We start from the raw sequence: 17472 nt of genomic DNA on the forward strand, positions 1-17472 counted from the left end.
TGGCGGGGTGGTGCGGGTACCCGTGCGGGCGACCGCCCCCGGCGCGTCCGCGCGGTCCCGGCGGGCCCGGTGTCCCGCGCTCGGTGTCCCGGCGGACCGTCCGTCCACGTGCGGCAGTCCGCGCGCCTGGCGGGGTGGTGCGGGTACCCGTGCGGGCGACCGCCCCCGGCGCGTCCGCGCGGTCCCGGCGGGCCCGGTGTCCCGCGCTCGGTGTCCCGGCGGGCTGTCCGTCCACGTGCGGCAGTCCGCGCGCCTGGCGGGGCGGTGCGGGCACCCCGTGCGGGCGACCGCCCCCGACGCATCCGCGCGGCCCCGGTGTCCCGCGCTCGGTGTCCCGGCGGGCTGTCCGTCCACGTGCGGCAGTCCGCGCCTGATGGGGCGGTGCGGGCACCCCGTGCGGGCGACCGCCCCCGACGCATCCGCGCGGCCCCGGCGGGCCCGGTGTCCCGGCGGACTGTCCGTCCACGTGCGGAAGTCCGCGCCCGGCGGGGTGGCGCGGGCACTGTGCGGGCGACCGCCCCCGGCGCGTCCGCGCGGCCCCGGCGGGCCCGCGGTGTCGCAGCCATCGATCGTCCCTGACCGGGCGGCAGTACACGCCCGGCGCACGGCGCCCGCCCCGCCCGGTGCGCCGTTCCCGGAGCCGTTCCGCTCGCACGGCAGCGCACACTTTCGGGTTCTGTTCCCCCGGCCTTCGGGACGCAGGGCACCCTTCCGGTACAACCTGGACATCCACTCACGAGCCGGAAGCCCACTGGACCTTCCCAGGCCCCGGAGGAGAACCCATGAGCGGAGCGGAGCCCCCACGCCTGCCGCCCCTCGCCTCGGGACCCGACGGCCCGGGCGCCCTGCGCCCCCTCCTCGGCACCGTGCTGGACGCGCTCGCGGCCGGCGCCGGCCGCCGGGCCGGACCCCTGCCGGCCGGCGGACCGGACGCCGTCGCCGCGCGCGTCGCCGACGCCCTCGGGGACGTCCTGCCGGACACCGGCGACCCTGACGCCCTGCACACCCTCGTACAGGCCCTCGCCGAGGGCGCCGCCGACCCCGCCGACCCCCTCTGCACCGCCCACCTGCACTGCCCGCCGCTCGCCGTGGCCGCCGCCGCCGACCTCGCGGCGAGCACCCTCAACCCCTCGCTCGACTCCTGGGACCAGGCCCCGGCCGCCTCCGCCCTGGAAGCAGCGGTCGCCCACGCCCTCGCCCGCGCGGCCGGCCTCGCCGACGCCCTCGTCACCACCGGCGGCACCGAGTCCAACCAGCTCGCGCTGCTGCTCGCCCGCGAGGCCCACGGCGGCAGCGTCCGGCTGGTCTGCGGCACGAACGCCCACCACTCCCTGCCGCGCGCCGCCTGGCTGCTCGGCCTGCCCGACCCGGTCGTCGTCCCGGCGCCGAACGGCACCCTCGACCCGGCCGCCCTCGACGACGCCCTCACCGCGCTCCCCGGCCCGCTGCTCGTCGCCGCCACCGCCGGCACCACCGACGCGGGCCTCGTCGACCCGCTGCCCCAGATCGCCGGCCTCTGCGCCGCCCACGGCGCCCGGCTCCACGTCGACGCCGCCTACGGCGGCGGCCTCCTCTTCAGCGACCGCCACCGTGACACCCTCACCGGGCTCGACACCGCCCACACCGTCACCCTCGACCTGCACAAGCTCGGCTGGCAGCCGGCCGCCGCCGGCCTCCTCGCCGTCGCCCGCCCGCACGAACTCGCCGCCCTCCACCAGCGCACCGACTACCTGAACGCCGACGACGACACCGACGCCGGCCTCCCCGACCTGCTCGGCCGCTCCCTGCGCACCACCCGCCGCCCCGACGTCCTGAAGATCGCCGTCACCCTGAAGACACTGGGCCGCGGCGGGCTCGCCGCCCTGGTGGACCAGGTCTGCGCCCGCGCCCGCGAATTCGCCGCACTGGTCGGCGACCACCCCGGCTTCACGCTGTACGACCGGCCGGTCATCAGCACCGTCCTGTTCCGCCCCGCCGGCACCGACGACGACACCGTGGCGGCCGCGCGCCGCAGACTGCTGCACGACGGCCGGGCCGTCCTCGGCCGCGCCCGGCCCGACGGCCGCCTGTGGCTCAAGGCCACCTTCCTCAACCCCCACACCCGGCCGGACGACCTGGCCCAGCTGCTCGAACTCGTCGAAAGAAGCACCCCGGCATGACCCACCCCCCACACCACGCGCCCACCCGTCCGCGCGACCTGGTCGGCATCGGCATCGGCCCCTGCAACCTCTCCCTCGCCGCCCTCGCCCACCCGCTCACCGGACTCGACGCCGTCTTCTACGAACAGCGCCCCGGCTTCGCATGGCACCCCGGACTGCTCATCGAGGGCGCCACCGTCCAGGTCCCGTTCCTCGCCGACCTGGTGACCCTCGCCGACCCCACCAGCCCCTTCAGCTTCCTCAACTACCTCAGAAGCCGGGAGCGGCTCTTCCCCTTCTACTTCGCCGAGCACTTCCACATCCACCGCGCCGAGTACGACGCCTACTGCCGCTGGGTCGCCGGACAACTGCCCGGCCTCCGCTTCCGCCACCAGGTCGACACCATCCGCTGGAACCCCGAACACGACGTGTTCGAAGTCGACTTCACCCAGCTCGACGACGCCGGCGAGGCCGAAGCCCTGGGCCGTACGCACACCCGCAACGTCGTCCTCGGCGTCGGCACCGCCCCCCACGTGCCCGAACCCCTCACACCCCTGGTGCAGGCGGCCGGCGTACCCGTCGTCCACGCCGCCGACTACCTCGCCCACCGCGACACCGTGCTCGCCGCCGGGCACATCACCGTCGTCGGCTCCGGGCAGTCCGGCGCCGAGATCTTCCTCGACCTGCTCCGCCACCGCCCCGCCGGCCGGGAACGGCTGCACTGGATCGGCCGCACCGAGGCGTTCGCGCCGATGGAGTACTCCAAACTCGGCCTGGAGCACTTCACCCCGGACTACGCCCGCTACTTCCACGCCCTCGCCGAACCCGTCCGCGACCGGCTCGTCGCCGCCCAGTGGCAACTGCACAAAGGCATCGACGCCGGCACCCTCGCCGCCGTCCACGACGAGCTGTACCGCCGCACCCTGAACGGCGGCTGGCCAGACGCCGTCCTCACCCCCGGCGTCCGCGTCCGCACCGCCGGCCGCACCCCCGCCGGCCGGATCGAACTGCACCTGGAACACACGCAGCAGGGCAGCCGCTCCCGGCTCACCACCGACGCCGTCGTCCTCGCCACCGGCTACCGCGAACGCCCCCTCGGCCGGCTCCTCGCCGGACTCGACCCCTACCTGCGCCGCGACAGCAGCGGACGCCCCCGCATCGACGAGCAGTACCGGCTCGAGCTGGACCCCTCCGTCACCGGCTCGGTCCACGTCCAGAACGCCGAACTGCACACCCACGGCGTCGGCGCCCCCGACCTCGGTCTCGCCGCCTGGCGCAGCGCCACCATCCTCAACGCGCTCACCGGAACGGAGCCGTACCCGCTGCCCGCCCGCACCGCCTTCACGACCTTCGGCCTCGCACAGCCGTCCGTCCGGGCACAGCGCAACGGGCGGACCGAACGGCTCACCCCCCTGCCGGAAGGAAAGTGAACGGCCCGGCCCGGAACAAGCACACCGGCGGCGGCGTTGCCGCCGGTCATGACCACCGCCTGGATCGCCGCCCACCGCGCCGCCGTCATCAGCCCCGACGAGTCCTTCCACCTCACCGAACCGCGCGGCTTCGCCGGCCAGACGCTCCGGCAGTCCCTGCGCCCGGCCGGAGGAGGCGAGGCGGTGCGCATCCTCCTCGGCAACCGCTACGGCCGGACCCCCGTCGAGATAGGCGGAGCCCACCTCGCCACCCGCACCACCGGCCACGGCATCGACCCCGCCACCGGCGCCACGCTCACCTTCGCGGGCGCCCCGACCGCCGAGATCCCCGCGGGCGGGGAACTCGTCAGCGACCCCGTCGAACGGCCCGTCACCGCCGGCGAAGAACTCACCGTCACCCTGTACCTTCCCGGCGACACCGGCCCCACCGCCTACACCGCGGTGCCCTACGACACCGGCCACACCGCCCCCGGCGAACAGCTGACCGCCGCACACCTCCACGGCGCCGAGGAGGTGACCACCGGTCACTTCGTCATCGGCGCCGACGTCCGCGCCCCCGCGGGCACACGCATCGCCGTCGCCTTCGGCGACTCCTGGATCGAGGGCGCGGCGACCACACCCGGCAGCGCCGGCAGCTTCCCGGCCCGGCTCAGCCGCCGCCTCACCCGGGGCTGGATCGTCAACCAGGGCATCTCCGGCAACCGGCTGCTCACCGACGAGATCGGCGAGCACCTGCTCGCCCGCGTCGACCACGACGTCCTCACCGTCCCCGGCGTCAGCCACGTCCTGGTCCACATCGGCCTCAACGACCTCGGCATGCCCGGCTTCCGCGCCCACCCCGAGCCCGCGGACGGCGCCACGGCGGCCGAACTCGTCACCGGGCTCACCGCCCTCGCCGGACGCCTGCACGCCGCCGGCCTCACCGCCGTCGGCTGCACCATCGGCCCGTACCGGGGCACGGTCTACGACGGCTACGACACCGAAGCCGGCCAGAGCGCCCGGCGCGAGGTCAACGCCTGGCTGCTCGGCGACACGCACCCCTTCGACGCCGTGGTGGACGTGGCCGCCGCCGTCGCCGACCCGGCCGAACCCGAACGGATCCGCGCCGCGTTCGACAGCGGCGACGGTCTGCACGTCAACGACGCCGGCGCGCGGGCGATCGCCGACGCCGTCGACCTGTCGTCTCTGCCCCTCTGAAACACCGCGACGGCCTTCCCCGCGTCGGCTTCTCTCGCTCAAAGGAGCGAGTCGTCGCGCAATTCAACACTTGTCGACAAGGCTTTACCGAAAGTGTGTTGCGTGGTCACATGGGACCAATTCTCTACCCGCGGGTAGGTCATAGGCTCGACCCATGCGCCGAGCAAAGATCGTCTGTACTCTGGGCCCCGCCACCGACTCGTACGACCAGATCAAAGCACTGGTCGAGGCCGGAATGGACGTCGCCCGGTTCAACCTCAGCCACGGCACGCACGCCGAGCACGAGGAACGTTATCGACGCGTGCGGAAAGCCGCCGACGAAACCGGCCGCAGCGTCGGAATCCTCGCCGACCTTCAGGGCCCGAAAATCCGCCTCGGCCGCTTCGGCGAAGGCCCCGTACTCCTCGAACGCGGTGACACCTTCACCATCACCGTCGAGGACGGCGTCCAGGGCGACCGCCACCGGTGCGGCACCACCTACGCCGGCCTCGCCGCCGACGTCACCCCCGGCGAGCGCGTCCTCGTGGACGACGGCAAGGTCTGCCTGGAGGTCACCGCCGTCGACGGCCCCCACGTGCACACCCGCGTGATCGAGGGAGGCGTCGTCTCCGACCACAAGGGCCTCAACCTCCCCGGCGTCGCCGTCTCCGTCCCCGCCCTCTCCGAGAAGGACGAGGACGACCTGCGCTGGGCGCTGCGCACCGGATTCGACGTGATCGCCCTCTCCTTCGTCCGCAGCGGCGACGACGCCCAGGACGTCCACCGCATCATGGCCGAGGAGGGCCGCCGCCTCCCCGTCATCGCCAAGATCGAGAAACCGCAGGCCGTGGCCAACCTCGACGGCATCGTCGCCGCCTTCGACGGACTGATGGTGGCGCGCGGCGACCTCGGCGTGGAAATGCCGCTGGAACAGGTCCCGATGGTGCAGAAGCGCGCCGTCAAACTCGCCAAGCGCAACGCCAAGCCCGTCATCGTCGCCACCCAGATGCTCGACTCGATGATCGAGAACTCCCGCCCGACCCGCGCCGAGGCCTCCGACGTGGCCAACGCCGTCCTCGACGGCACGGACGCGGTGATGCTCTCCGGCGAGACCAGCGTGGGCAAGTACCCGGTCGAGACCGTGCGCACCATGGCCAGGATCGTCGCGGCCGCCGAAGAGGACATGCTGGCCAAGGGCCTGCCGCCGCTGACCGACCGGAACAAGCCCCGCACCCAGGGCGGAGCCGTCGCCCGCGCCGCCGCCGAGATGGGCGACTTCCTCGGCGCGAAGTTCCTGGTGGCCTTCACCCAGTCCGGAGACACCGCCCGCCGGCTCTCCCGCTACCGCTCACCGATCCCGCTGCTCGCCTTCACCCCCGAGCCGGCCACCCGCTCCCAGCTCAGCCTCACCTGGGGCACCGAGACCTTCCTCGGTCCGCACGCCGACTCCACCGACGCCATGGTCGACCAGGTCGACGAACTGCTCCTGCGGTACGGCCGCTGCCGGAAGGGCGACATCGTGGTGATCACCGCCGGTTCCCCGCCCGGCGTCTCCGGCTCCACCAACATGGTCCGGGTCCACCACATCGGCGAGGACGACAGCCCGAGGTGACGGCCGGAGCCCTCCGGCGGGGTCAGTGCTTCGGGCCGACGTGGGCGTCGAGGAGCGCCACGGACGCCTTCCTGGCGACCGAGATGCTGTACGGGTCGCCCTTGCGGGTGCAGTGCGTCCACTCGACGCCCAGCCGGTCGAGGGTGTCCGTGTAGAGGCGCCGGATGTCGTCCGACCGGTTGGTGAAGAAGTACCGCGGATACTCGTACCGCTTGCGTTCACCGGCGACCACGCGCGTCGTCCAGTTGGTGACCCGGCAGCCGTCGGAGTGGATGAGGCCGCGGACGAACTCCCAGGGGTGGGCGTCGACGACGGCGCGCTGCCAGGCCTCCAGGACGACGGGCCGCTCATGCTTCTTCCCAGGACCGTGCTGCGGGAAGAGCCGGGGCCAGTGCCGGGAATAGCTGGTCACCATCGAGCAGCCCTGCCTCCGGAGGACGTAGACGCCGACGCCGGGGAGCACCTTCCGGATGGCCTCGCCGCACTGACGCATCAGACCGGGCCACGCGTCGGCACACGCGATCCTGAGGTGGTACCCGGTGCCGCGTGGATGGGGACTGATACAGCCGTCGCCGAGATAGAGGCCCAGAAGATAGGCGTACGCACGGTCGTCGGCGGGTGCTTCCGGGGCCGGGGGCGACCGGCGGGACAGGGGCTCCGGGCGGTGCTGCCAGGCGCGGATCGCAGCCCGGGAAATCCCCGTCTCCTTGCTGACGGAGTGGAGACTGCGGCCCTGGTCCACCAGCGCGAGAACCCGCTCACGGGTGCCGATGTCGTACATGTGGACACCATCGTTCACCGGTCGCCGCCGGGCACAGCGGAAAGCGGAGAATCACGCGAACGTGCCTCTCCGCTTGAAGTCGCGAACCTTGGAATCCAAGGAAAAGTGCCCCGGGTCGGACTCGAACCGACACTGTACGGGTTTTGAATCCGTTGCCTGCTGCCAATTGGGCTACCGGGGCTCGCAGAATCCAAGGTTTCCCCTGACCCTCCGCGCGTCCACCATATCGTAGCTAGGTAGGCTCTTGTCAGCAGTGCCCCTGCCTGAACGAGGAGCCCCCGTGACCGCCGAGTCGCCCCAGCCCGTAGACGCGCCCGACGACGACAAGTCGCACGTGCCTCCGCTGACGACCCGTGTCGTCATCGCCGAGGACGAGGCCCTGATCCGGCTCGACCTCAAGGAGATGCTGGAGGAGGAGGGGTACACCGTCGTCGGTGAGGCGGGCGACGGCGAGCAGGCCGTGGAGCTGGCCCGGGAGCACCGGCCGGACCTGGTCATCCTGGACGTGAAGATGCCCAAGCTGGACGGCATCTCCGCGGCGGAGAAGATCGCCGAGGAGTCCATCGCGCCGGTCCTGATGCTGACCGCCTTCTCGCAGCGCGACCTGGTCGAGCGGGCCCGGGACGCCGGTGCCATGGCGTATCTGGTCAAGCCGTTCAGCAAGAGCGACGTCGTCCCGGCGATCGAGATGGCCGTCTCCCGGTTCACCGAGCTGAAGCAGCTGGAGAAGGAGGTCGCCGACCTCAGCCAGCGGCTGCACACCCGCAAGCTGGTCGACCGTGCGAAGTCCGTGCTGCAGACCGAGTACGGCCTGACCGAGCCGGCCGCCTTCCGCTGGATCCAGAAGACCTCCATGGACCGCCGGATGTCGATGCAGCAGGTCGCCGAGGCGGTCATCGCGGACAACGAGGAGAAGAAGGCCGCGAAGAAGAGCTGAACGGCGGTCTGCGCACGGCGAGGCCCGCGCCCCGGAAAGGGGGCGCGGGCCTCGTGGCGGTGGCGGGTCAGTCCTCGCCGAGGTAGGCCTTGCGGACCGACTCGTCGTGCAGCAGGTCCTGGCCGCTGCCGGACAGGACGATGCTGCCGACCTCCATGACATGGCCCTGGTCGGCGAGCGAGAGCGCCGCCTGGGCGTTCTGCTCGACCAGCAGGATGGTGGTGCCCTGGGCCTTCAGCTCGGAGATCGTCGACATGATCTTCTGCATCATGATGGGCGACAGGCCCATGGACGGCTCGTCCAGCATCAGCAGCTTCGGCTGGGACATCAGCGCCCTGCCCATCGCCAGCATCTGCTGTTCGCCGCCCGAGAGGGTGCCCGCGGCCTGCTTCCGGCGCTCCCCGAGGATCGGGAAGAGGTCGTAGGCGCGCTGGATGTCCTTCTCGATGCCTTCCTTGTCCTTCCTGAGGAAGGCGCCGAGCTGCAGGTTCTCGGCGATGGTCAGCCGCGGGAAGATGTGCCGGCCCTCGGGGGAGTGGGCGAGTCCGAGGGAGACGATCCGGTGCGCCGGGACGCCGGTGAGCGGCTTGCCGTCGAAGACGATCTTCCCGGAGGTGGGCTTGAGCAGTCCCGAGAGCGTGCGCAGGGTCGTCGTCTTGCCGGCGCCGTTGGTGCCGATGAGGGTGACGACCTGGCCGGCCTCGACGCTGAACGAGATGCCCTTGACGGCCTCGATCTTGCCGTAGGCGACCCTGAGGTCCTCGACCTCCAGCAGTGCGGTCACTGGGCCTCTCCCTTGGTGGTGCCGGTGCTCTGCGCGTCGTCGCTCTCCCCGTCGCCGGTGCTCCGTGCGCCGTCGGCGGTCGCCGCGCCGGCGGGCCGGGTGGCGGCGGCCTCCGCGGCCTGGACCTCGGCGGCCTCCTCCTGCCCGGGGTCGCCCTCGAAGGGTTCGCCGAGGTAGGCGGCGACGACCCGTTCGTCGGCCTGGACGACGTCGGAGGTGCCTTCGACGAGCTTCTCGCCCTGGACGAGGACGGCGACGCGGTCGCACAGGTTGAAGATGAAGCGCATGTCGTGCTCGATGACGAGCACGGCGATGCCCTTGTCGCGGATGGCGAAGACCAGTTCCTCGGTGGTGCGGGTCTCCTGCGGGTTCATGCCGGCGGTCGGCTCGTCGAGCAGCAGCAGGCCGGGCTCGCTGGCCAGCGCGCGGGCGATCTCCAGTTTGCGCTGTTCGCCGTAGGGCAGGTTGCGGGCCAGGTGGTCGCGCTTGGCGGCGAGTCCGACGAACTCCAGGAGTTCCATGGCCTTCGCCTCGGACTCCTTCTCGGCCTTGCGGAAGCCGGGGCCGCGCAGCAGTGCCGACCACAGGCCTTCCTTGGTCCGCGTGTGGCGGCCGACGAGGACGTTCTCCAGGACGGTCATGTTGGCGAAGAGCCGGATGTTCTGGAAGGTGCGGGCGATGCCGGCCTGCGTCACCAGGTGCGGTTTGGGCGGCAGTACGCGGCCCCGGTAGGCGACGGTGCCTTCGGTGGGGACGTACAGGCCGGTGAGGCAGTTGAAGAAGGTGGTCTTGCCGGCGCCGTTCGGGCCGATCAGGCCGACGATCTCGCCGCTGTTGACCGTGAAGTCGACGGAGCGGACGGCGGTGAGTCCGCCGAAGCGCATGGTGACGTCACGGGCTTCGAGTACAGGTGTCGTCATGGTTCCTCACGCCCCTGCCTTGGTGACGGCCGGTTCGTCGGTGAGCGTCTTGCGTTCCGGTACGTCGAGCTGGCCGGTCTCGTGGAACTCCAGCTGGCGCCGGCGGTTGGCGATGATGCCTTCCGGCCGGAAGCGCATCAGGAGGATGAGCGCGATGCCGAAGGCGAACAGTTCGTAGTTCTGCAGGAACTGGAGCTTCTCGGGGACCAGGTAGAGGACGCTGGCGCCGAGCAGCGGGCCGCTGACGGTGCCCATGCCGCCGAGGACGACGGCGGCCAGCAGGAAGGCCGAGTTGGGCGGGGCGGCGCCGGCGAACTGGTAGGGCTGCGGGTTGACGCTGTAGTTGACGTGGGCCATCACGGTGCCGGCGAGGCCGGCGAGGGAGGCGCCGAGGGCGAAGGCGATCAGTTTGACGCGGAAGCCGTTGATGCCCATGGCGGTGGCGGCGGTCTCGTCCTCGCGGATGGCGATCCAGGAGCGGCCGATGCGGGAGTCGGCGGCGCGGGTGAAGACGAGGACGACGATCGCCGTGACGATGAGCATCAGGAACAGGTAGTTGGCGAACCGGCCGAGGGTGAACCCGCCGATGTCGTGTGCCTCGCCGAGGTTGAACCCGAGGATGTCCAGGTCGGGGATCTGGGTGATGCCGTTGGGGCCGCGGGTGATGTTGGGTCCGGAGTCGCCGTCGAGGTTGTTGACGGTGATGCGGAAGATCTCTCCGAAGCCGAGGGTGACGATGGCCAGGTAGTCGCCGCGCAGGCGCAGGGTCGGCGCGCCGATCAGTACGCCGAAGACCAGTGAGGCGGCCATGCCGGTGAGGGCGGCGGCCCAGAACGGGAAGTGCACGCCGGTGAACCGGGAGTACTCGGAGCCGGAGACCAGTGCGGCCGCGTAGGCGCCGACGCCGAGGAAGGCGACGTAGCCGAGGTCGAGGAGGCCGGTGAGGCCGACGACGATGTTCAGGCCGAGGGCGACGGTGGCGAAGATGAGGATGTTGACGCCGACGTTGGCGTTGTGGTCGTCGCTCTGGGTGAAGGGGAAGATCACGGCGGCGACGAAGGCGAGCGTCGCGGCGAAGGCCTTGTGCCGTGCCGAGATGGTCGCGTAGCGGTCGAGGAGTCCGCTGTGGACGAGGGCCCAGGCGGCGAAGACGACGAGGAGCAGGAAGCCGATGAAGGTTTCGCTGGCGTCGTTGTCGATGCCGATGCCGTAGGTGAACGCCGCGAGGGCGATGGCGGTGCCGGCGGTGATGACGCCGCGTTCGGCGAGCGGGGACAGTGTGCCGGGGCGGGGCTGCTGGGGTTTGGCGAGGTAGCCGCGGATGCCGGTGCCCGCGGCGGGGTGCGGCAGGGCGAGGGCGCCGAGGACGGGGAGGGCGGAGGCCGCCATCGCCACGTAGGCGCCGGGGTCGAGGTTGACGAGGCCGCCGAGGTCGACCGCGATGGCGATGCCGGTGAACCAGCAGACGGCGAACGCGGAGAGGGCCGCCAGGAGGACGGGGGAGGTGGCGCCGGCCGGGTTGAGCCGGTTGAGGCCGGGCACGTTCCAGAGGGTGAGCCCGAACAGCAGGGTGAGGGCGCCGGCCACGAGGGCGAGGATCTGCAGGCCCGCGGGGTAGCCGTAGACGGTCAGGTTGCCGGGGAAGGCGGGCGTCCAGGTCCAGCTGAGGAAGGTGCTGGCGATGGTGCCGGCGGCGCCGGCGGCGATGAGCAGCCGCGCGGCTGCCCGCGGGAGCGGGACGGGTCCGCGGTCCAGGGCGGCGGAGGCCGTGGCGGTGGTTCCGGTGGTGGTGTCGGTCATGCTGCTCACGCCCTGTCCGCGACGCGCTCGCCGAGCAGGCCCTGTGGTCGGAAGAGGAGTACGAGGATGAGGAGGACGAAGGCCCATACGGCGGCCCAGCCGCCTCCGCCGAGCTGCTGCATGCCGGGGATGTCGGCGATGTAGGCGGTGGCCATGGCTTCGGCGAGGCCGAGGACGAGCCCGCCGAGCATGGCGCCGTAGATGTTGCCGATGCCGCCGAGGACGGCCGCGGTGAACGCCTTGAGGCCGGCGATGAAGCCCATGTCGTAGGCGACCGAGCCGTACTTCAGGCCGTAGGAGAGGCCGGCGACGGCGGCGAAGAATCCGCCGATGGCGAAGGCGATGACGATGATGCGGTTGGTGTCGATGCCCATGAGCTGGGCGGTGTCCGGGTCCTGGGCGGTGGCCTGCATGGCGCGGCCGGTGCGGGAGAGCCGGACGAAGAAGGCGAGGACCGCCATGCACAGCGGGGCGGCGATGATGAGGAAGACGTCGCCGCTCTGCACGGTCACCGAGCCGAGGTGGAGCGGGCCGAAGGGCAGCTGCGGGAAGACCCGGGCGGACTTGGCGTCGGGGTACCAGTTGAAGACCGCCTGCTGCAGGGCGAGCGACAGGCCGATCGCGGTGATCAGCGGGGCGAGGCGTGGTGCGCCGCGCAGGGGGCGGTAGGCGAAGCGCTCGGCGCCGACGGCGATGAGCACGGCGACGAGTGCACCGCCGATCAGCATCGCCGGCAGGGCTATCCACATGGATATGCCGTCCGGCAGGGCGAGGTAGACCGTGAGAGCGCCGAAGCCTCCGGTCATGAAGATCTCGCCGTGGGCGAAGTTGATGAGCTGGACGATGCCGTACACCATCGTGTAACCGATGGCGATCAGCCCGTACATCGAGCCGAGGAACAGCCCGTTGGCCAGCTGCTGCGGCAGGGTGTTCACCGCATGGCCTCCATGTGGTGGGGAGAGTCAAGGGGGGCGGTAGAAGGCGGGCCGCGCGGTGACGGTGGTCTGTGCCGCGCGGCCCTGGTGGTGCGGTGTCCGGATCGGTTACTTCGGGTTGGCCGTGCCGCTCTTGACGGACTTCCACTCACCCTTGGTGACCTGGTAGACGGTCAGCTGCTTGTTCGTGGTGTCGCCGTACTGGTCGAACGAGATCTTGCCGGAGATGCCGTCGAAGGAGCTGTTCTGGACGGCCTCGACGACCTTCGCGCGGGCGTCGGAGGGAACCTTGCCGTCCTTGACGACCTGGCCGACGGCCTTGATGATCGCCGTGGTGGCGTCGTAGGAGTACGAGCCGTAGGTGCCGTAGTCGCCGGGGTACTTCTTGGCCTTGTAGGCGGCCACGAAGTCCTTGGCGGCGGGCAGGGTGTCGACGGGGACGCCGATGGAGGTGACCAGGTCGCCCTCGGCGGCCTTGCCGGCGGTCTTGATGTAGGTCGGGGTGAACATGCCGTCGCCGCCGAACAGCGGGATCTTGGCGCCGGCGTCCTTGAGCTGCTTGGTCAGCACCTGGGACTCGTCGTACTGGCCGCCGTAGTAGAGGATGTCGGCGCCCGAGTTCTTGATCTTGGTGACGAGGGTGGAGAAGTCGCGGTCGCCGGTGTTGACGTGGTCGGTGCCGATGACCTTGCCGCCCTGCTTGGCGAACTGCTCCTTGAAGATCTTGGAGAGGCCGGCGCCGTAGGTCTGCTTGTCGTCGACGACGAAGGCCTTCTTCTTCTTGAGGCCGTTGTAGGCGTAGTCCGCGGCGAAGGCGCCCTGCAGGGCGTCGGTGGTCGCGGTGCGGAAGTACGTCTTGAACGGGCGGGACTTGCTGGTCTGCCAGTTCTTGCCCTGGGTGAGTTCGGGCGCGGTGTTCGAGGGGGAGATCTCCACCAGGTTCGCCGCGGCGAGCGTCTGCTGCATCTGCGTGGCCACACCGGAGTTCAGCGGGCCGACGACGCCGAGGACGTCCTTGTCGGCGACGAACTGGGAGGCGTTCTGCTGTCCGGTGGCGGGGATCGCCTTGTCGTCCAGCGCTTTGAGCTTGAAGGTGACGCCGGGGACGGTCTTGTTCTTGTTGGCGTCGTCGACGGCGATCTGCGCGCCGTACTGGATGCCGAGACCTGTGGCGGAGTTCTGGCCGGTCAGCGGGGCGTCGACGCCGATCGTGACCGTCACGTTGCCGCTGTCGCCGCCCTTGCTGTCGTCGTCGCGGGAGCCGCAGGCGGTGAGAGTCAGAGCTCCTGTGGTCAGCACGGAGGTAAGAATCACCAGAGAACGCTGTCGCACAATCGATCCTTTCCGCAGGCACGACCGACCCCTTCCGGGGAACGGATGGGTGCCGCGCCGGTACCGAACTCCCGATGGAGCGGTGACTGGCCGTGACTCTAAGCGTGTGTGGGGAACGTGGAGGAGAGTCTGGCCGATGATGTGACGCTCTTGTTATGACACGAGGTAATGCAGAGCGGTGCGGCGCGGTGGGTAAGAAGGAATTCAGACCGATTCGCCCTGTCCGCATGGTGAGAAACCGCAGGGCTCGCCGCGATCTGTTCAGGCGTCTCGGGCATTTTGGTGATTACGCGACTCTGTTGCTGGAGGCGACTTTCGGACGCGTCGGGGGCGCGGGGGCGGTGTGAACCCGCCGTGAAACCGGGAATCCGTTTCGCGTGTGCATTACGCACAGTTACTTCGGGGAAAGAAACTCGACGCTCGGTGCTTTTCCGTTTTCCCTCGCGGGCGGGCGCGCGGCCGTTTTCCCACAGGCCGTGCGTGGCCTCGCCCCGGGGCGGAACCCGACGGCCGTGGGGCCTGACGGATCGTCAACTGAAGGGCGCACCGCGGCGCATGGCGCCGCGGGCGGATGCGCGCCGGTGGCGGCGGGGCTCGCGTCACCCCGCCGTCCGCCGCCGTGCCGGGGCGCTGTCAGGCGCCGGTGCCCTGCGCGTGCGCCTCGTCGCCCTTGCGCGCCTCGCGCAGCAGGCAGGTCAGCCGCGCGGTGCAGACGCGCCGGCCCTCCTCGTCGCTGATCACGATCTCGTACGTCGCCGTCGACCGGCCCCGGTGCACCGGTGTGGCCACGCCCGTCACCAGGCCCGAGCGGACCCCGCGGTGGTGCGTGCAGTTCAGGTCGACGCCGACCGCGATCTTCGAGCTGCCGCCGTGCAGCATGGAGCCGACCGAGCCCAGGGTCTCCGCGAGCACCGCCGAGGCGCCGCCGTGCAGCAGTCCGTACGGCTGGGTGTTGCCCTCCACCGGCATGGTCCCCACGACCTTGTCCGCGGACGCCTCGAGGATCTGCACGCCCATGCGCGTGCCCAGGTGCCCGGCCGAGAACAGGGCCGGCAGGTCGACGCCGAGCGCGGCGTACTCCTGGACGACCTCCTGCGGGAACTTCACTTGCTGCTGCTCGCCCATCGGCCCGGCTCCGTTCGTCGTCACCCGTCTCAGCCTGAGCAAACGCTCAGTCGGTCGCCGATTGTTCCAGACGGCTCTCCGCGTGCCCTTCGAGGCGCACGACGACGGACTTGCTCGCCGGGGTGTTGCTGGTGTCGGCCGTGGCGTCCAGCGGCACCAGCACGTTCGTCTCCGGGTAGTACGCCGCCGCACACCCCCGCGCCGTCGGGTAGAGCACCACCCGGAAACCGGGCGCCCGCCGCTCCACCCCGTCCCGCCACTCGCTCACCAGGTCGACGTACGCCCCGTCGGCGACCCCGAGCGCCCGCGCGTCCTCGGGGTGCACCAGCACCACCCGGCGCCCGCCCGTGATGCCCCGGTAGCGGTCGTCCAGACCGTAGACCGTGGTGTTGTACTGGTCGTGGGAGCGCAGGGTCTGCAGCAGCAGCCGTCCCTCGGGCAGCGCCGGGTACTCCACCGGCGCCGCCGTGAAGTTCGCCTTGCCGGTGGCCGTCGGGAACCGGCGCTCGTCGCGCGGGGCGTGCGGCAGCGCGAAACCGCCGGGGCGGGCGACGCGGGCGTTGAAGTCCTCGAAACCGGGGATCACGCGCGCGATGCGGTCCCGGATCGCCCCGTAGTCCCGCTGGAACTCCTCCCACGGCACGACGCTGCGCCCGCCGAGCACCCGCCGGGCCAGGCCGCACACGATGGCGGGCTCCGACCGCAGATGCGGACTCGCCGGCTTCAGCCGCCCGCGCGAGGCGTGCACCATCCCCATCGAGTCCTCGACCGTCACGAACTGCTCGGCGCCGTTCTGCACATCGCGCTCGGTCCGGCCCAGCGTGGGCAGGATCAGCGCCCGCGCGCCGGTGACCACGTGCGAGCGGTTCAGCTTGGTCGACACGTGCACCGTCAGCCGTGCCCGCCGCATCGCGGCCTCGGTGACCTCGGTGTCGGGGGAGGCGGAGACGAAGTTGCCGCCCAGGGCGAAGAAGACCTTCGCCTCGCCGTCGCGCAGCGCACGGATGGCCCGGACCACGTCGAGGCCGTGCTCGCGCGGCGGCGCGAAGCCGAACTCCCGCTCCAGGGCGTCCAGGAAGGCCGGGGCGGGCCGTTCGAAGATGCCCATGGTGCGGTCGCCCTGGACGTTGCTGTGCCCGCGCACCGGGCACACCCCCGCGCCGGGGCGGCCGATGTTGCCGCGCAGCAGCAGGAAGTTGACCACCTCCCGGATCGTCGGGACGGCGTGCTTGTGCTGGGTGAGGCCCATCGCCCAGCACACGATGGTCCGCTGCGAGGCCAGCACCATGCGCAGCGCCCGCTCGATGTCCTCCCGGCGCAGCCCGGTCGCGGTGAGCGTCTGCTCCCAGTCGGCGGCCCGGGCGGCGGCCGCGAACTCCTCGAACCCGTGGGTGTGGTCGCGGACGAACTCCTCGTCGACCGCGCCCTCGGTCTCCAGGATCAGCTTGTTCAGCAGCCGGAAGAGGGCCTGGTCGCCGCCGATGCGGATCTGCAGGAACAGATCGGTGAGCGCGGCGCCCTTCACCAGCCCCTGCGGGGTCTGCGGGTTCTTGAAGCGCTCCAGGCCCGCCTCGGGCAGCGGGTTGACGCTGATGATCTTCGCGCCGTTCGCCTTGGCCCGCTCCAGCGCGGAGAGCATGCGGGGATGGTTCGTGCCCGGGTTCTGTCCCGCGACGATGATCAGGTCGGCCTGGTACAGGTCCTCCAGCAGGACGCTGCCCTTGCCGATGCCGATGGTCTCGCTGAGCGCCGAGCCGGACGACTCGTGGCACATGTTCGAGCAGTCCGGCAGGTTGTTGGTGCCCAGTTCCCGCGCGAACAGCTGGTACAGGAACGCGGCCTCGTTGCTGGTGCGGCCCGAGGTGTAGAAGACCGCCTCGTCCGGGGAGCCGAGGGCGCCGATCTCCTCGGCGATGATGTCGAAGGCCCGCTCCCAGCCGACCGGCTCGTAGTGCGTGCCCCCCTCCGGGAGGTACATGGGGTGCGTGAGCCGCCCCTGCTGGCCCAGCCAGTAGCCGCTGCGGCCGGCCAGCTCCGCGACGGGGTGCGCGGCGAAGAACTCCGGTGTGACCCGGCGCAGGGTCGCCTCCTCGGCCACCGCCTTCGCGCCGTTCTCGCAGAACTCCGCCGCGTGCCGGTGCTCCGGCTCCGGCCAGGCGCAGCCGGGGCAGTCGAAGCCGTCCTTCTGGTTCACGCGCAGCAGCGTCAGCGCGGTGCGCCGCACGCCCATCTGCTGCCGGGCCACCCGCAGGGTGTGCCCGACGGCCGGCAGCCCCGCCGCGGCGTGCTTCGGCTCCCCGACCTCCGGTGCGTCCTGGACCGGATCACCCTTGGGCGGCTTCCTCGCCATCGCACGCTCCTCTTCGACTGCGCGGGTGAGCAGTACCCGACGATCCTCCCACGGGCGACGGGCGACGGGCGACGGGCGACGGGCGACGGGCGACGGGCGACGGGCGACGGGCGACGGGCGACGGGGCCCCCGCAGGCGCTCCACCCGGACTG

The 17472-nt window shown here is 71.5% G+C and carries 13 protein-coding genes and 1 tRNA gene; 5 read left to right on the top strand and 9 right to left on the bottom strand.

The window, feature by feature from the left end; all coding sequences use genetic code 11:
- The first annotated feature begins 782 nt into the window (after positions 1 to 782).
- From ABZ261_RS26360 to pyk, 4 genes are all read left to right on the top strand, one after another.
- Complete coding sequence (locus ABZ261_RS26360) at positions 783 to 2159, top strand: aminotransferase class V-fold PLP-dependent enzyme (RefSeq protein WP_356863289.1); 1377 nt, start codon at positions 783 to 785, stop codon at positions 2157 to 2159.
- Positions 2156 to 3568: a SidA/IucD/PvdA family monooxygenase gene (locus ABZ261_RS26365; protein ID WP_356863291.1), complete on the top strand. Its 1413-nt coding sequence runs from the start codon at positions 2156 to 2158 to the stop codon at positions 3566 to 3568. Before ABZ261_RS26360 ends, ABZ261_RS26365 begins: the two co-directional genes overlap by 4 nt.
- 48 nt (positions 3569 to 3616) lie before the next feature.
- A complete protein-coding gene (locus ABZ261_RS26370; RefSeq protein ID WP_356863293.1) occupies positions 3617 to 4765 on the top strand; it encodes a GDSL-type esterase/lipase family protein in 1149 nt (382 codons plus the stop codon).
- A 154-nt stretch (positions 4766 to 4919) separates the two neighbouring features.
- Positions 4920 to 6356 (top strand): pyruvate kinase, encoded by a 1437-nt coding sequence (pyk, locus tag ABZ261_RS26375; protein ID WP_356863295.1) that lies wholly within the window; start codon positions 4920 to 4922, stop codon positions 6354 to 6356.
- Between the two features lie 22 nt (positions 6357 to 6378).
- On the opposite strand, the gene ABZ261_RS26380 is transcribed toward pyk, so the two are convergent.
- Both ABZ261_RS26380 and ABZ261_RS26385 read right to left on the bottom strand, forming a co-directional pair.
- Complete coding sequence (locus ABZ261_RS26380; protein WP_356863297.1) at positions 6379 to 7137, bottom strand: transcriptional regulator; 759 nt, start codon at positions 7135 to 7137, stop codon at positions 6379 to 6381.
- A gap of 106 nt (positions 7138 to 7243) precedes the next feature.
- Positions 7244 to 7318, bottom strand: a tRNA-Leu gene (locus ABZ261_RS26385).
- Between the two features lie 99 nt (positions 7319 to 7417).
- Here ABZ261_RS26385 and ABZ261_RS26390 point away from each other — a divergent pair.
- Entirely contained in the window at positions 7418 to 8074 is a 657-nt protein-coding gene (locus tag ABZ261_RS26390; protein ID WP_356863299.1) for a response regulator, read from the top strand.
- 67 nt (positions 8075 to 8141) lie between these two features.
- On the opposite strand, the gene ABZ261_RS26395 is transcribed toward ABZ261_RS26390, so the two are convergent.
- The 7 genes from ABZ261_RS26395 to ABZ261_RS26425 form a co-directional block, all read right to left on the bottom strand.
- Positions 8142 to 8858 carry an ABC transporter ATP-binding protein gene (locus ABZ261_RS26395; RefSeq protein WP_356863301.1) on the bottom strand — a complete coding sequence of 239 codons (717 nt, stop codon included), beginning with the start codon at positions 8856 to 8858 and terminating at the stop codon, positions 8142 to 8144.
- The gene (locus ABZ261_RS26400; protein WP_356863303.1) at positions 8855 to 9778 is read right to left on the bottom strand and encodes an ABC transporter ATP-binding protein; all 924 of its coding nucleotides are present in this window, start codon (positions 9776 to 9778) and stop codon (positions 8855 to 8857) included. The genes ABZ261_RS26395 and ABZ261_RS26400 overlap by 4 nt, the downstream gene beginning before the upstream one ends.
- A 6-nt stretch (positions 9779 to 9784) precedes the next feature.
- The gene (locus ABZ261_RS26405; RefSeq protein WP_356863311.1) at positions 9785 to 11578 is read right to left on the bottom strand and encodes a branched-chain amino acid ABC transporter permease; all 1794 of its coding nucleotides are present in this window, start codon (positions 11576 to 11578) and stop codon (positions 9785 to 9787) included.
- Positions 11579 to 11583: 5 nt separating this feature from the next.
- The gene (locus ABZ261_RS26410) at positions 11584 to 12513 is read right to left on the bottom strand and encodes a branched-chain amino acid ABC transporter permease (protein ID WP_356863305.1); all 930 of its coding nucleotides are present in this window, start codon (positions 12511 to 12513) and stop codon (positions 11584 to 11586) included.
- Between the two features lie 108 nt (positions 12514 to 12621).
- The gene (locus ABZ261_RS26415; RefSeq protein WP_356863313.1) at positions 12622 to 13830 is read right to left on the bottom strand and encodes a branched-chain amino acid ABC transporter substrate-binding protein; all 1209 of its coding nucleotides are present in this window, start codon (positions 13828 to 13830) and stop codon (positions 12622 to 12624) included.
- Positions 13831 to 14478: 648 nt separating this feature from the next.
- Positions 14479 to 14970 (bottom strand): hotdog fold thioesterase, encoded by a 492-nt coding sequence (locus ABZ261_RS26420; protein WP_356863315.1) that lies wholly within the window; start codon positions 14968 to 14970, stop codon positions 14479 to 14481.
- A 46-nt stretch (positions 14971 to 15016) separates the two neighbouring features.
- Positions 15017 to 17320 (bottom strand): FdhF/YdeP family oxidoreductase, encoded by a 2304-nt coding sequence (locus tag ABZ261_RS26425; RefSeq protein ID WP_356863307.1) that lies wholly within the window; start codon positions 17318 to 17320, stop codon positions 15017 to 15019.
- Positions 17321 to 17472: the final 152 nt, after the last annotated feature.

This window comes from Streptomyces sp. NPDC006193, assembly GCF_040613915.1.
Taxonomy (GTDB): domain Bacteria; phylum Actinomycetota; class Actinomycetes; order Streptomycetales; family Streptomycetaceae; genus Streptomyces.